This is a genomic window from Methyloversatilis discipulorum (genome assembly GCF_000385375.1).
Classification (GTDB): Bacteria; Pseudomonadota; Gammaproteobacteria; order Burkholderiales; family Rhodocyclaceae; genus Methyloversatilis; species Methyloversatilis discipulorum_A.
Map to the genome: position 1 here is coordinate 4,166,578 of NZ_ARVV01000001.1, position 13,009 is coordinate 4,179,586.

The following is a 13,009-nucleotide window of genomic DNA, read 5'->3' on the forward strand; positions in this document are numbered from 1 at the left end:
ACCCCGCAGCACACGCATCATCCCGCCCTGATCTCCGGGTCATAAGAAGACTTCCGCCAGCGCACTCCGTGCCGGCATCTCCCGGGTTCAGGCTTCTCCGCCGCGCGGTCGGCCATAAGTCCGACGCTATTCCTGCTGCAAAAAAACCAATTTTTCGTCGTCTCCCGCACTTCCTACAGTGATTCAGCATCCGTGTCCGCGGATGTCGAAACCGGGGGAGATCGGCATGACAACAAAGAGCTGGGCAGGCATCGCGGCAGTCGCCGCATCGACATTCATGTTCGCAGGCGGCGCGCAGGCCGCCGAAGGTGACTGGCTGGTACGCGTGCGCGCGCTGCACATGGACCCGTCGAACGACAACTCGACCACCGCCGTGGTACCGGCGCTCGGCGAGGTGAAGGCGGAAGACAAGCTGTTCCCGGAAGTCGATATCAGCTACTTCTTCACGCCGAACATCGCCGCCGAACTGATCCTGACGGTGCCGCAGAAGCATGACGTCGAACTGGGCGGAGTGGACATCGGCTCGGTCAAGCACCTGCCGCCGACGCTGACGCTGCAGTATCACTTCAACCCGACCGGCACGGTGCGCCCGTACGCCGGCGTCGGCCTGAACTACACGCGCTTTTCCGGCGTGAAGCTGGACGCCGGCACCGTGCTCGGCGGCAGCGTGCCGCTGAAGGTGGACCGCAGCAGCGTCGGCTGGGCGGCGCAGATCGGCGTCGACATCCAGCTCGCGCCACAGTGGTTCCTGAACCTCGACGCCAAGTACGTGAAGATAGACACGGACATATCGGTCAAGGGCGCCGGCATTCCGGTCACCAGGCTGGACATCGACCCGGTTCTGCTGTCGGTCGGTCTGGGTTACCGCTTCTGATCGGCGGCGGCCGCGTCGAGGCAGGCCTCGAGCGCGGCCAGGCCATCGGTCAGCGCGGCGATGCCCGGCGCCAGTATCAGCGGCGACTTGATCTCGTACAGCCGGTCGTGGGCGACGGCCGGCACCTCAGCCCAGCCCGGCCGCGCACGCACGTGCTCGGGCTGGAATTTCTTGCCGCACCACGAGCCGATGATGATGTCCGGCGCGCGGGCGACCACCGTCGGCGGGTCCTCGATGCGCCGCTCCTTCGCGCTGTGGCGGGTGGCGAAATCGGCGAACACGTCCTCGCCCCCAGCGAGCGTGATCAGCTCGGACACCCAGCGGATGCCGGAAATGAGTGGCTCGTCCCACTCCTCGAAATAGACGCGCAGCCGCCGGCCGTGGCGGGCGATGCGCGCCTCGCCGCGAACACGTGCGTCATCGAGCCCACGCCGCAGGTCGTCCACCAGCGTCTGCGCCTCGGTTGCGCGGCCGACCAGCGCGCCGGTCGTCACGATCATGCGCAGGATGCCGGCTATCGACCGCTGGTTGAACACATGCACCTCGACGCCGGCGCGCACCAGATCGCGGCACATGTCGGCCTGCAGATCGGAGAAGGCCAGCACCAGATCCGGTTCGACCGCGAGGATGCGTTCCAGCTTGCCGGACGAGAAGCCGCTGATCTTCGGCTTGTCACGGCGCGCTTCGGGCGGCCGAACGGTGAAGCCGGAAATGCCGGCGATGCGGTCCGCTTCGCCCAGCGCGTACAGCACCTCGACCGCCTCGGTACACAGGCAGGCGATGCGCCTAGGATACGGATCTCCGCGCAGATCGCCGCCGCTCATTTGCGGCCCGCCTTCTGGCGCGCCTGCTCCAGCTGTTCGCACAGCTTCTGCGCACCATCGAGGATGCGCGGCGTGTGCCGCTGCAGGATTTCCGGCGGGATGAAATACAGGTTGTCGCCCTTCACCGCCGGCAGCGCGCTCCAGCGCCGCCAGGCATCCAGCCACTCCGGCCTCGACTCGCCCATGCCGCTGGCGACGATGACGTCGGGTGCCGCCGCCAGCACCGCCTCCTCGGTCACGGTCGGCGCCAGTATCGGCAGGCCGGCGAACACGTTGCGCCCGCCGCACAGCGCCATCACGTCGGAAATCAGGTGCTGGCCGTTGATGGTCATCAGCGGCTTGTTCCAGATCTGGTAGAACACCGCGACCGGCGGCCGTGCCGCGTATTGCTTCGCCAGCGCGTCACGCCGCGCGCGGAAGGCACGCGCCGACTCGTCGGCCTCGCGCGGCGTGGCGGCGATGCGGCCGAAGGTTTCGATCGCGCGCGCCACGTCGTCCAGACTGCGCGGCTCGTTCACGAACACCGGTATGCCGAGCTTTTCCAGCTTGTCGTACTGCTGGTTGCGGTTTCCGCTCTTCCAAACGATCACCAGATCCGGCTTCAGCGCCACCACCGCTTCCATGTCCACCGAGGTGTAGCCGCCGACGCGCGGAATCGTCTTCGCCGCCTCCGGGTAGTCGCTGTACTGGGTCGCACCGACCACCTTGCCGCCGGCGCCGGCGGCGAACAGCAGTTCGGTCACGTGCGGCGCAAGACTGACGATGCGCTGCGCCGACGTGGCCAGTACGACGGTGCGGCCGGCGTCGTCGGTCAGCCTCAGTTCGGCCGCGGCCGGCAGGGCCAGCGCAGCGAACAGCAGAAACAATGCCTTCTTCATCCCTTCATTCCTCGAATATCGCGCAGGCGCGGTCGCGGTCGGAAGACCGCTCCTACTGGACGGCTGTCCGTATGTCGTCGATCGCCTGTTCCAGCCTCTGCCATTGCGCCTCGTCCGCCGGCAAGCCGAAACGCAGGGCAGCCGGAGCGTCGAAATGGCGCAACAGGATGCCGCGCCGGCAGAAGGCGTCGTTCAGCGCCGCGGCGTCGGCGGTCAGCACGCGCTGGAACAGTACGCAGCCGCTCACCTCGCCCCAGCCGGTCGCACGCAACAGCGCTTCCAGCCGCGCACCTTCGACCGCCAGCCGCGCGCGCTGCTGCGCCTGCCAGTCGCGGTCGGCCAGCGCGCGCTGCGCCACCCAGCGCGACGGGCCGGCCACCGGCCACGGTCCGAGCCGCACCGCCAGCGCGTCGCGCAGCGACTGTTCGGCGAACATGAAGCCGACGCGCGCACCGGCCAGGCCGAAGAACTTGCCGAGCGAGCGCAGCACGATCAGGCCCGGCCGGCCGGCGTGACACACCACGCTGGCGTCGGGCGTGGCGTCGATGAAGGCTTCATCGACGATGAGCGTGCCGCCGCGCGCGGCCAGCCGCGCCTGCCAGTCCATCACCTGGTCCGGCGGAAACAGCGTGCCGCAGGGGTTGTTCGGCTGCACCAGCAGCAGCACGTCGGTGTGGTCCACGGCCGCCTCGACCTCGGCCGGGGCGACCGCACGCACCGCGTGTCCGGCCTGGGTCCAACCGTGCGGGTGCTCGTTATAGGTCGGCGAAAGGATCGCCACCCGGCTGTGCGGGAACAGCGCCGGCAGCAGCTGTATCGCCGCCTGCGAGCCGGCCAGGGGCAGCAACGCGTCGCAACCGAAATAGGCCGCCGCTGCCGCCTCCAGACCGTCGTCCTCCTCCGGCAGACGCTGCCATACCGATTGCGGCACCGGCGGCACCGGCCAGGGCTGCGGATTGATGCCGGTCGACAGGTCCATCCAGTCCTGCGGTGCGATGCCATAGCGATCGGCGGCGACCAGCAGGCGGCCGCCATGCAGCGGGCGGGCGGGTGTCATGACAGATGCACTCCGAGGGCGAGCAGCAGCGCCACGGTGAGCCACAGGCGCAACGCGCTGGCCACCAGCGTGACGGCGCGGTCGATGTCGGCAGCGCCCGGCGCCGCCCCTTCGCCCAGCGGCGGGCGCTGTTCGACCGCGCCGTGATAGACCGCTGCACCACCGAGCGACAGATGCAGCGCGCCGGCGCCGGCCGCCATGACCGGGCCCGCGTTCGGGCTGTCCCATGCCGGCGCCTGGGCACGCCAGCAGGCGAGCGCGCTGCGCGTGGCACCGCACAGCGCATAGCTCAGCGCGGTCAGCCGCGCCGGGACGAAATTGAGCACGTCATCGATGCGCGCCGCCGCCCAGCCGAAGTAGCGCAGGCGCGGCGTGCGGTAGCCCCACATCGCGTCCAGCGTGTTGGCCAGCCGGAACAGCAGCGCGCCGGGCCCGCCCAGCAGCAGGAACCAGAACAGCGCCCCGAACACCGCGTCGTTGCCGTTCTCCAGCACCGATTCGGTGGCGGCGCGCGCAACGCCGGCTTCATCGAGCTGCGAGGTGTCGCGGCTCACCATCCAGCCGACGCGCCGCCGCGCCTCGACCAGGTCGCCGGCCGCCAGCGGGCGCGATACCGCGTGTGCGTGCTCGCCCAGGCTGCGCGCGCCAAGCGCGAAATAGAGCAGCAGCAGGTCGGTCGCCAGCTGCCAGGGCAGGCCCAGACCGCGCAGCCACAAGGCCAGCGACAGCAGCGGCAGCACCGCCAGCGCCCACGCCAGCAGACCGGTCAGCCGGGTCGGCGGGCGGCTCTGCCACGCGCCCACATTCATCCGCGTCTGCAGCCAGCCGGCCAGGTGGCCGAAGCCGACCAGCGGATGCAGGTGGCGCAGTTCGCCGAAACGGCGGTCGAGCATGACGCCGGCGCAGGCGCACAGCGCCAGCACGACGAAGGGATGAAGCGCATTCACGGCGCGCGCTCCGGCCACACGTTGTCGCCGATCAGCAGACCTTCGGGCAACCGGCTGGCCCAGCCTTCGAGTTCGAGCATCGGCGCTTCGTAGAACGCATCGACGTGGCCGATGCACAGTACGGCCAGCGGTCGCGCGCCGTCGGGCATCTGCAGCAGTGCCGCCAGCTTCAGCGGATCGAAGATGGACACCCAGCCCATGCCCAGCCCTTCGGCACGCGCCGCCAGCCACATGTTCTGAATCGCGCAGGCGCAGGAAGCGACGTCCATGTCGGGCATCGTGCGACGGCCGAACACGTGCTGCTCGCGTCCGCCGCACAGCGCGACCACCAGCAGCTCGCCGCTGTCGAGCACGCCTTCGACCTTGAGCCGCATGAATTCGTCCTCGCGCTCGCCAAGCGCGCGCGCGGTGGCCAGCCGCTCCTCCTCGACCAGCCCGTGAATGGAGCGGCGCAGCGCCGGGTCGGTGACGCGCACGAAGCGCCAGGGCTGCATGTAGCCGACGCTGGGCGCGTGATGGGCCGCCCACAGCAGGCGACGCAGCACCGCCGGATCGACCGGGTCGGGCCTGAAGTGGCGCATGTCGCGCCGCTCCGCGATGGCGCGGTAGAGCGCGTCGCGGGCGTCGTCGGGGTAACGGTGGGCGTCGTTCGTTGCTGTCATGGTTCAGCGTCCGAACAGCGCGGCGACCGCGGCCGGAGCGGACGGGAAATAGAGGTGCAGATAGCTCGCGGTGAGCCGGCCCCGACGATACACCGCCTCGCCCTCGCGGTCGTCCGGCGTCCGTGCACGCGCCAACGGCGACAGCGACGTATCGGCGGTCGAGTAGTGGAAGGTGTGGCCACGCAGCCGGCCTTCGGGCAGGTCGACCTGCTGCAGGCCGAGCGCGGCCAGCCGCGTCTGCATGCGCACCGCGCCCGGCAGCAGGCTGGCGCCCGCGTGGCTGACGCCGGCCTTGTCGGTCAGCGTATCGAACAGGCTCATCATGCCGCCGCATTCGGCCAGCAGCGCCCGGCCGGCGTCGACGTGGGCGCGCAGCGCGGCGTGCATCGCGGTGTTGGCGGCCCAGCGTGCCGCGTGCAGCTCCGGGTAGCCGCCGGGCAGCCACACGGCGTCGCAGGCGGGCAGCGCGGCATCATTGAGCGGTGAGAACTCGACCAGTTCGGCGCCGAGCGCGCGCAGGCAGTCGAGGTTGGCCGGGTAGATGAAGCAGAAGGCGTCGTCGCGCGCCAGCGCAATGCGCACGCCGTCGAGCAGGCGTGGCGGAGCCGCGCGTTCGACCGGTGCGAACGCGACCGCCGGCGGCAGGTCGGCCGCGGTCGAGGCGCCGAGCAGTTGTGCGGCGATGTCGAGCTGGGCGTCCAGCCCTTCGATCTCGGCCGCAGGCAGCAGGCCGAGGTGTCGCTCCGGCAGCGCGATGCGCTCGTCGCGCGGCAGACCGCCGTACCAGGCGATATCGGCCGGCAGGCTGTCGCGCAGCATGTCGATGTGGCGGGCCGAACCAACCCGGTTGGCGATCACCGCCGTCAGGTTCACGCCGTCGCGGTAGTGCTTCAGGCCGTACGCCAGCGCGCCGAAGGTCTGCGCCATCGCGCGCGCGTCGATCACTGCGAGCACTGGAAGATTGAAGCGGCGCGCGATGTCGGCACTGGACGGGCTGCCGTCGTGCAGACCCATGACCGATTCGACCAGGATGAGGTCGGCTTCGCCGGCCGCGTCATACAGCCGCGCGGCGATGTCGGCTTCGCCGGTCATCCACAGGTCGACATTGCACACCGGCGCGCCACTGGCCTGCGCGTGGATCTGCGGGTCGAGGAAGTCCGGCCCGCACTTGAACACGCGCACGCGGCGGCCACGTGAACGGTGCAGCCGCGCCAGTGCGGCGACCACCGTGGTCTTGCCCTGGCCTGATGCGGGCGCGGCCACCATCAGTGCCGGGCAGTGCCGGACTGCGGACGGCACGCTCACCACTCCAGCCCCGGCATCGCCTTCACGCCGGCCTTGAAGGCGTGCTTCACCATGGCCATGTCGGTCACCGTGTCGGCAGCCTCGACCAGTTCCGGCGGCGCCGCGCGGCCGGTCACGATGACGTGCTGCATGGCGGGCCGCGCCTGCAGGTCGGCGATGACGTTGGCGACGTCGAGGTAGTGGTACTTCAGCGCGATATTCAATTCGTCCAGCACGACCAGGCCGATGGCCGGATCGCGCAGGAAGGCGCGCGCCTGTTCCCAGGCCGCTTCGGCGGTGGCGACGTCGCGCGCGCGGTTCTGCGTTTCCCAGGTGAAGCCCTCACCCGACACATGCCACTGCACGTCCGGCTGGCGACGATAGAAGGCCTCCTCGCCGGTGTCGGAACGCCCCTTGATGAACTGCACCACGCCCACCTTCATGCCGTGGCCGAGCGCGCGCGCGACCACGCCGAAGGCGGCGCTGGACTTGCCCTTGCCGGTGCCGGTATTCACCACCAGCACGCCGCGCTCGACCTGCGCCGCGGCGATGGCCTGGTCCACCACGTCCTTCTTGCGTTTCATGCGCGCTTCATGGCGTTCGTCAAGATCGCTCATCACATCCTCCACTCATTCTGTCCTCACGCCGGCACGAAATAGCGCCGGGCGTCGTCGCGCAATTCCTTCAGCGGATGGCAGAAGGCGCGCGACAGCACCTCCGCCTGCAGCACCGCGTCGACCGGCCCGCATACCCATTCGCCGCCGCCGGTCAGCAGCAGCGCGCGGTCGGCGAAGCGCAGCACCTGATTGAGATCGTGCAGCACCGCCACGACTGCCCGGCCTTCGTCGCGCGCAAGGCGCGCGAACAGCTCCAGCGTCTCGATCTGGTAATCGAGGTCGAGGTGGGTGACCGGCTCGTCGAGCAGGCAGAGCGGCGCCTGCTGTGCCAGCAGCGCGGCGATCGCGACCCGCTGCCGCTCGCCACCGGACAGCGTGCGCACCTCGCGCAGTTCGAAGCCGCGCAGCGATACGGCCGCCAGCGCAGCGAGCGCAATGTCGACATCGGCGTCGCTCTCGTCGGCCCAGCGGCCGATGTGCGGATGGCGACCGACCAGCACGGTGTCGAGCACGGTGGAGGCGAAGTGGTCCTCCTGCGACTGCGCCAGCAGTGCCCGTCGTTTCGCCAGATCGCGTGCCGGCCAGTCGGCGAGCGCGCGGCCTTCCAGTGTCAGCGTGCCGGCAGCCGGCGGGCGCAGCCCGGCCAGCGTGGTGAGCAGCGTGGATTTGCCGATGCCATTGCGGCCGACGATGGCCAGCAGTTCGCCCGGCCGCAGGTCGAGGTCGAGGCCGGTGCACAGCGCGCGCCCCGCGACCGACACGTCGAGGCCGCGCGCGAGCAGGGTCGGGACGGCGCTCATCGGTGACGGTTCAGCAGGAACAGGAACACCGGCACGCCGAGCAGCGCGGTCAGCACGCCGACCGGCAGCTGCGCCGGGGCGATGACGGTGCGCGCGGCGGTGTCGGCCAGCAGCAGCAGCGTGGCACCTGCCAGTGCGCTGGCCGGCAGCAGCAGGCGCTGGTCGTTGCCGAAGGCGAGCCGGATCAGATGCGGCACGACCAGGCCGACGAAGCCGACCGACCCGACGGTGGTGACCGCGATCGCGGTCAATGCCGACGCCAGCAGATAGACGACCAGACGCAGGCGAACCACCGGTACGCCCAGCACCTGGGCCGTGCCATCGCCGCGCGCCAGCAGGTTGAGGTCGCGCGCCAGTGGCGCGCAGGCGATCAGCCCGGCGCCCAGCACCGCCACCGCCACACCCGGACGGCTGGCCGTGCTGGCGTCGCCCATCAGCCAGAACAGCATGCCGCGCAGCGACTGTTCGCTCGCCACCGCGAGGATGAAGGACACCGCCGCGCCGCAGCCCGCCGACACGATGACGCCGGTCAGCAGCAGGCGCGTCGGCGTGCGACTGCCCTCTCCGTGCGCCAGCCCGAATACCAGCGCCATCGCGGCCAGCGCACCGGCGAAGGCCGAAAGCTCCAGCAGCAGGCCGGCCGCACCGACCAGCATGGCCAGCAAGGCGCCGACCGCGGCGCCCCCGGAAATGCCCAGCACATAGGGATCGGCCAGCGGATTGCGCAGCAGCACCTGCATCAGCGCGCCGGCCAGCGCCAGCAGGCCACCGCAGGCCGCCGCCGCCAAAGCGCGCGGCAGACGCAGCGAGCGCACGATGTCGCCCGCCATGCCGGCGTCGCCGCCGGTCGCGATCTGCCACAGCTCGGCTGCACTGACCGCCACGCTGCCCACCGCCAGCGCCAGCGCGAAGGCCGCGCCCAGCGCCAGCAGCAGCGCCGGCAGCACCCATACGCGGCGCCGCTGCGCGCGCAGTGCGACCGGCGACGGCAGGGTGGTGGCGGGCGGGTGGCTGCTCATCGCGTGAGTTTACCGGTCAGCTCGGCCGCGTTCAGAACTGCGGCGTGTAGCGCAGGCCGGCGAACACGCTGCTGCCGGCCATGTTGTAGCCGAACACGGTGGTGTAGTCCTTGTCGGTCACGTTGTTCACGCGTGCTTCAAGTGCCACCTCGGGTGACAGCTTCCAGACGGCAAACAGGTTCAGCAGCGTGTAGCCGCCGAGCCGGCGCGTCTCGTCGGCGTTCGAGTAGCGGTCGCCGGTGCTCTGGATCTCGATGCCGACGCGGCCGCGCGTCATGTGCTGGATGACGCGCAGCTGACCGGTCTGCACGGCGCGCCGCTGCAGGCGGTCGCCGCTGTCCTGGTCGGTCGCGTCGAGCAGGTCGACCGAACCCTGCAGCTCGGTGTGGCCGAACAGATAGGTCGAGCCGTCGAAGGTCAGGCCGCGCAGACGCGCCTCGCCGACGTTGCGCGCCTCCGACACGCCGGGCGACACGGTGACCGTGTTGATCAGGTTGCGCACCTTGTTGTCGTAGGCGGTAAGCGCAGCGCGCGAGCCCTTGCGCTGCCACACCACGCCGGCCTCCTTGTTGCGCGACGACTCCGGCGCCAGATCCGGATTGCCGAAACCGGGGAAGAACAGCTGGTTGAAAGTGGGCAGACGGAAGGCGGTACCGTAACCGCCATGCAGCCGCCATTCATCGGTCAGCCGATAGCCGTAGGCGACGTTGCCGGTGGTCTTGTGCTGCGAGCTGGTGCTGTAGCGGTCGTGGCGGGTATTCAGCTGCAGGCTGTGGCGGTCGATGGCGCCGGACCAGCCGAGCTGCAGCGAGTCGATCTTGCGTTCGGTGTCGATGTTCACCGCGGTCGGCGTGGTCGACAGCACGTCCTGCTCCAGCCGCTCGACGCTGCCGAACAGCGTGCCCAGAGGCAGCTTCACGCGTGCCTCCAGCGCGTGGTTGTACTGCTCGGTGCGGAAATGGTTGCCCAGCGGTGAGGTGCGGGCGTAGCTGATGAAGTCCTCGACCGAGCGGCCGCTGCGCAACGTGGTCGACAGGGCGTCGTTCCACGCGTGGGTCAGATAGATGGTCGCACTGTCGTTGTCGAAATCATTGCGCGTGTTCGGGAAGCTCAGACCGGAGTCGAACTCGTTGTAGCCCTTGCTGGCCAGCGCGCTGACGCCGATCTCGGTGCCTGCGTGCGGCGTGAAGCTCAGGCTGCCGCTGAAGTTCTGGTTCAGGTAGCCGTCGTGATCCGGGTTGTGGGCGCGCCGCGCCACCGACACGCCTTCATTGATGCGTGGGCTGGTCGAACTGAAGCCGCGGCTGCTGGTCACGCCGGCGCCCAGTGCGAAGCGCCAGCGGCCATCGCCGCCGCGCAGGCTGGCGCTGCCCTCGGAGGTGCCGTAGCTGCCGCCGCCGGCGAACGCCTCGCCCTGCAGTCCATCGTCGCCACGGCGGGTGAAGATCTGGATCACGCCGCCGATCGCGTCGGCGCCGAATACGGCGGAGGCCGGACCGCGCAGCACTTCGATGCGCTCGATCTGCGACAGCGGCAGGTACTGCAGCGCGGCGGTGCCGCTGGAACCCGAACCGACGCGCACGCCGTCGATCAGCACCACGGTCTGCCGCGAGTCGCTGCCGCGGATGAAGTAATCGACGCTGGCACCGGCACCGCCGTTGCCGCTCATCTGCACACCCGGCTGGCGCGCCAGCAGTTCGGTCAGCGTCGACTGGCCGGCCGCCTCGATCTGTTCACGATCGATGACGCTGACGTCGGACAAGGTGTCCGACACGCGCTGCTCGACGCGGGTAGCGGTGACGACGACAGGCTCCAGCACATGCGTCTGGGCATACAGCGGAGAGGAAAGAAGGCCGGCGCCGGCAAGCAGCGCGGCGACCGAGGTAAGGCTGTGCATTGTTATGTGCTCCCTGCAGCCGTCGCCCGTCCCCGAACGACGGCAGTCTCATGAAGTCATGGCACAGGGGACAACAACGCAGGCAGCCGGCAGCAGGCCGCATCCGTCGCGATGCCGCACCCCGGGCATGACCGCTCGTGCATCCGGGGCCGGTATCCGGGCTCGCAGCTGCGACGACGGGCGGTGTGCCGCGTGTCGCGATGCACGGCCTTCCCAGGCACAGGGCCCAGTGGCATGAACGTGCATCGAATCTGCTTACCGTTGCGGGGGCAGCGCAGGCCTTGCGAGCAGAGCTCGCTCACCTGCTTCCCGTTTAACCCTGTGCCGCGGCACAGGGCACCTCGAATGCGGCACCGCCACAGCGGCACCGGCGCGCACGATACCACCGGGCGGCGGAAGGCCCAAACCGGCGGGCCGGGTGGGTGCCTCGCGCCGAGGTCCGCCGCGGGTTTCCTCCACGACCCGGGGGACGTCGGAGCGAGGATTCTCGCGATCCGACCATCGCCGAAGTCCTGTCGGTGCAGCGGCTGAGATCGCGACCAGTGGTCGCTCCCACGGGACGACGCGGGTTCAGTGGGAGCGAGCTTGCTCGCGATGCGGCGCGAAAAATCCTGCAGCGCTGGGCAGCCGCCCGATCGCGAGCAAGCTCGCTCCCACAAGAGTCCCGCGCGCCACAACTGAGGAGAGGGTTTTCCGACCTTCGCAGTGGTCAGCGGAAACCGCACATCCGGTCGATGTCGATCTCCGCTTCGATGCAGTCGGCCAGCCGGTCGAGGCTGGCTTCACGCAGCGCGTGCAGGTCGAGCGGCTGCGCCGCTTCGAGGCCGGCCCAGGCGAGCAGTGCGGCACAGGCCTGGGGCGCGTCGAACAGGCCGTGCAGATAGGTCGCCATCAGCTGCCCGTCCGCCGAGCGCGCGCCGTCCGGGCCGTGCTCCAGTTCGACTGCCGGACGCGCCAGCGCCGGGCCGCTGCTGACGCCCATATGGATTTCGTATCCGCGCACCGCCTCGCCGCCCGGCTGCAGGCGGCCCGCGACCACCCGCAGCTGCTTTTCCGCTTCCAGCGTGGTGTCGTAGTCGAACAGGCCGAGGCCGGCCACGCTGCCCGGCGCGCCCTCCAGGCCCTGCGGATCGTGCAGTGCACCGCCCATCATCTGCATGCCGCCGCAGATGCCGAGCAGGCGACCGCCGTAACGCAGGTGACGGGCGATCTGCGCGTCCCAGCCGTGCGCGCGCAGTGCCGCCAGGTCGCCCTGCACGCTCTTGCTGCCGGGCAGGATGACGAGGTCGCAGGCCGGCAGCGGCCGATCGAGCGGCACGAACATCAGGTCGACCTGGGGATGGGCACGCAGCGCGTCGAAGTCCGTGTGATTGCTGATGCGCGGAAACACCGGCACCGCCACGCGCAACCGCGCGACCTCACCCGCAGCGGTCTGTTGTGTCTGAATCGCGTCCTCGGCGTCGAGGTGCAGACCTTTCAGCATCGGCAGCACGCCGAACACCGGCAGGCCGGTGCGCCGCTCAAGCCACTCTTCGCCCGAACGCAGCAGCGCGCGGTCGCCGCGGAAGCGGTTGATGACGAAGCCGCGTACCAGCGCGCGTTCGTCACCGGATAGGCAGTCCAGCGTGCCGACCAGATGGGCGAACACGCCACCGCGGTCGATGTCGGCGACGATGACGACAGGGCAGCGGTTGGGCAGCGCGAAGCCCATGTTGGCGATGTCACGGTCGCGCAGATTGATCTCCGCAGGACTGCCGGCGCCTTCGACGACGACGAAGTCGTACTGCGCGGTGAGCCGCCGCCAGGACTGCATCACCGCGTCCATCGCGACCCGCTTGTAGTCGTGGTAGGCGCGCGCTTCCATATTGGCCAGTGCGCGGCCATGCACGATGACCTGCGCGCCGGTGTCGGAATTGGGCTTGAGCAGCACCGGGTTCATGTCGGTGTGCGGCGCCAGCCCGCAGGCGTGCGCCTGCAGCGCCTGGGCGCGGCCGATCTCGCCGCCGTCGGCGGTGACCGCGCTGTTCAGCGCCATGTTCTGCGGCTTGAACGGCGCCACGCGCACACCGCGCCGGTGCAGGCTGCGGCACAGGCCGGCGGCGACCGTGCTCTTGCCGGCGTCCGACGTGGTGCCCTGGATCATCAGCGCG

12 protein-coding genes and 1 riboswitch are annotated in these 13,009 nt (G+C 70.1%); of the genes, 1 reads left to right on the forward strand and 11 read right to left on the reverse strand.

What is annotated here, in order from left to right; all coding sequences use genetic code 11:
- The first annotated feature begins 226 nt into the window (after positions 1-226).
- Positions 227-874 (forward strand): OmpW/AlkL family protein, encoded by a 648-nt coding sequence (locus tag METRZ18153_RS0119400; protein WP_029143887.1) that lies wholly within the window; start codon positions 227-229, stop codon positions 872-874.
- Here the strand turns inward: METRZ18153_RS0119400 and METRZ18153_RS0119405 are convergent.
- The 11 genes from METRZ18153_RS0119405 to METRZ18153_RS0119455 form a co-directional block, all read right to left on the reverse strand.
- Positions 862-1,698, reverse strand: coding sequence for an ABC transporter substrate-binding protein (locus METRZ18153_RS0119405; RefSeq protein ID WP_020166302.1), 837 nt, complete (start codon positions 1,696-1,698; stop codon positions 862-864). The genes METRZ18153_RS0119400 and METRZ18153_RS0119405 overlap by 13 nt on opposite strands.
- Positions 1,695-2,576, reverse strand: a complete 882-nt coding sequence (locus METRZ18153_RS0119410) for a cobalamin-binding protein (RefSeq protein WP_020166303.1) — start codon at positions 2,574-2,576, stop codon at positions 1,695-1,697. The genes METRZ18153_RS0119405 and METRZ18153_RS0119410 overlap by 4 nt, the downstream gene beginning before the upstream one ends.
- A gap of 52 nt (positions 2,577-2,628) precedes the next feature.
- A complete protein-coding gene (gene cobD, locus METRZ18153_RS0119415) occupies positions 2,629-3,633 on the reverse strand; it encodes a threonine-phosphate decarboxylase CobD (protein ID WP_020166304.1) in 1,005 nt (334 codons plus the stop codon).
- Positions 3,630-4,598 carry an adenosylcobinamide-phosphate synthase CbiB gene (cbiB, locus tag METRZ18153_RS0119420; RefSeq protein ID WP_020166305.1) on the reverse strand — a complete coding sequence of 323 codons (969 nt, stop codon included), beginning with the start codon at positions 4,596-4,598 and terminating at the stop codon, positions 3,630-3,632. Before cbiB ends, cobD begins: the two co-directional genes overlap by 4 nt.
- Positions 4,577-5,242 (reverse strand): 5,6-dimethylbenzimidazole synthase, encoded by a 666-nt coding sequence (bluB, locus tag METRZ18153_RS0119425; RefSeq protein WP_020166306.1) that lies wholly within the window; start codon positions 5,240-5,242, stop codon positions 4,577-4,579. The genes cbiB and bluB overlap by 22 nt, the downstream gene beginning before the upstream one ends.
- Positions 5,243-5,245: 3 nt before the next feature.
- Positions 5,246-6,508, reverse strand: coding sequence for a cobyrinate a,c-diamide synthase (locus METRZ18153_RS0119430; RefSeq protein WP_020166307.1), 1,263 nt, complete (start codon positions 6,506-6,508; stop codon positions 5,246-5,248).
- Positions 6,509-6,543: 35 nt separating this feature from the next.
- Positions 6,544-7,143 (reverse strand): cob(I)yrinic acid a,c-diamide adenosyltransferase, encoded by a 600-nt coding sequence (gene cobO / locus METRZ18153_RS0119435; protein WP_020166308.1) that lies wholly within the window; start codon positions 7,141-7,143, stop codon positions 6,544-6,546.
- A 23-nt stretch (positions 7,144-7,166) separates the two neighbouring features.
- Positions 7,167-7,943, reverse strand: coding sequence for an ABC transporter ATP-binding protein (locus METRZ18153_RS0119440; protein WP_020166309.1), 777 nt, complete (start codon positions 7,941-7,943; stop codon positions 7,167-7,169).
- Entirely contained in the window at positions 7,940-8,962 is a 1,023-nt protein-coding gene (locus METRZ18153_RS0119445; protein ID WP_020166310.1) for a FecCD family ABC transporter permease, read from the reverse strand. Before METRZ18153_RS0119445 ends, METRZ18153_RS0119440 begins: the two co-directional genes overlap by 4 nt.
- A 31-nt stretch (positions 8,963-8,993) precedes the next feature.
- Positions 8,994-10,859, reverse strand: coding sequence for a TonB-dependent receptor domain-containing protein (locus METRZ18153_RS0119450; protein WP_020166311.1), 1,866 nt, complete (start codon positions 10,857-10,859; stop codon positions 8,994-8,996).
- 130 nt (positions 10,860-10,989) lie between these two features.
- Positions 10,990-11,218: riboswitch (cobalamin riboswitch) on the reverse strand.
- 350 nt (positions 11,219-11,568) lie between these two features.
- Positions 11,569-13,002 carry a cobyric acid synthase gene (locus tag METRZ18153_RS0119455; protein ID WP_198291266.1) on the reverse strand — a complete coding sequence of 478 codons (1,434 nt, stop codon included), beginning with the start codon at positions 13,000-13,002 and terminating at the stop codon, positions 11,569-11,571.
- Between the last annotated feature and the right edge of the window lie 7 nt (positions 13,003-13,009).

Coding starts and splice junctions, on each gene's coding strand:
- cobD (WP_020166304.1), bottom strand. CDS start 3,633: ATGACACCCGCCCGCCCGCTGCATGGCGGCCGCCTGCTGGTCGCCGCC.
- METRZ18153_RS0119430 (WP_020166307.1), bottom strand. CDS start 6,508: ATGGTGGCCGCGCCCGCATCAGGCCAGGGCAAGACCACGGTGGTCGCC.
- METRZ18153_RS0119405 (WP_020166302.1), bottom strand. CDS start 1,698: ATGAGCGGCGGCGATCTGCGCGGAGATCCGTATCCTAGGCGCATCGCC.
- METRZ18153_RS0119450 (WP_020166311.1), bottom strand. CDS start 10,859: ATGCACAGCCTTACCTCGGTCGCCGCGCTGCTTGCCGGCGCCGGCCTT.
- METRZ18153_RS0119445 (WP_020166310.1), bottom strand. CDS start 8,962: ATGAGCAGCCACCCGCCCGCCACCACCCTGCCGTCGCCGGTCGCACTG.
- cobO (WP_020166308.1), bottom strand. CDS start 7,143: ATGAGCGATCTTGACGAACGCCATGAAGCGCGCATGAAACGCAAGAAG.
- METRZ18153_RS0119400 (WP_029143887.1), top strand. CDS start 227: ATGACAACAAAGAGCTGGGCAGGCATCGCGGCAGTCGCCGCATCGACA.
- bluB (WP_020166306.1), bottom strand. CDS start 5,242: ATGACAGCAACGAACGACGCCCACCGTTACCCCGACGACGCCCGCGAC.
- METRZ18153_RS0119440 (WP_020166309.1), bottom strand. CDS start 7,943: ATGAGCGCCGTCCCGACCCTGCTCGCGCGCGGCCTCGACGTGTCGGTC.
- METRZ18153_RS0119455 (WP_198291266.1), bottom strand. CDS start 13,002: ATGATCCAGGGCACCACGTCGGACGCCGGCAAGAGCACGGTCGCCGCC.
- METRZ18153_RS0119410 (WP_020166303.1), bottom strand. CDS start 2,576: ATGAAGAAGGCATTGTTTCTGCTGTTCGCTGCGCTGGCCCTGCCGGCC.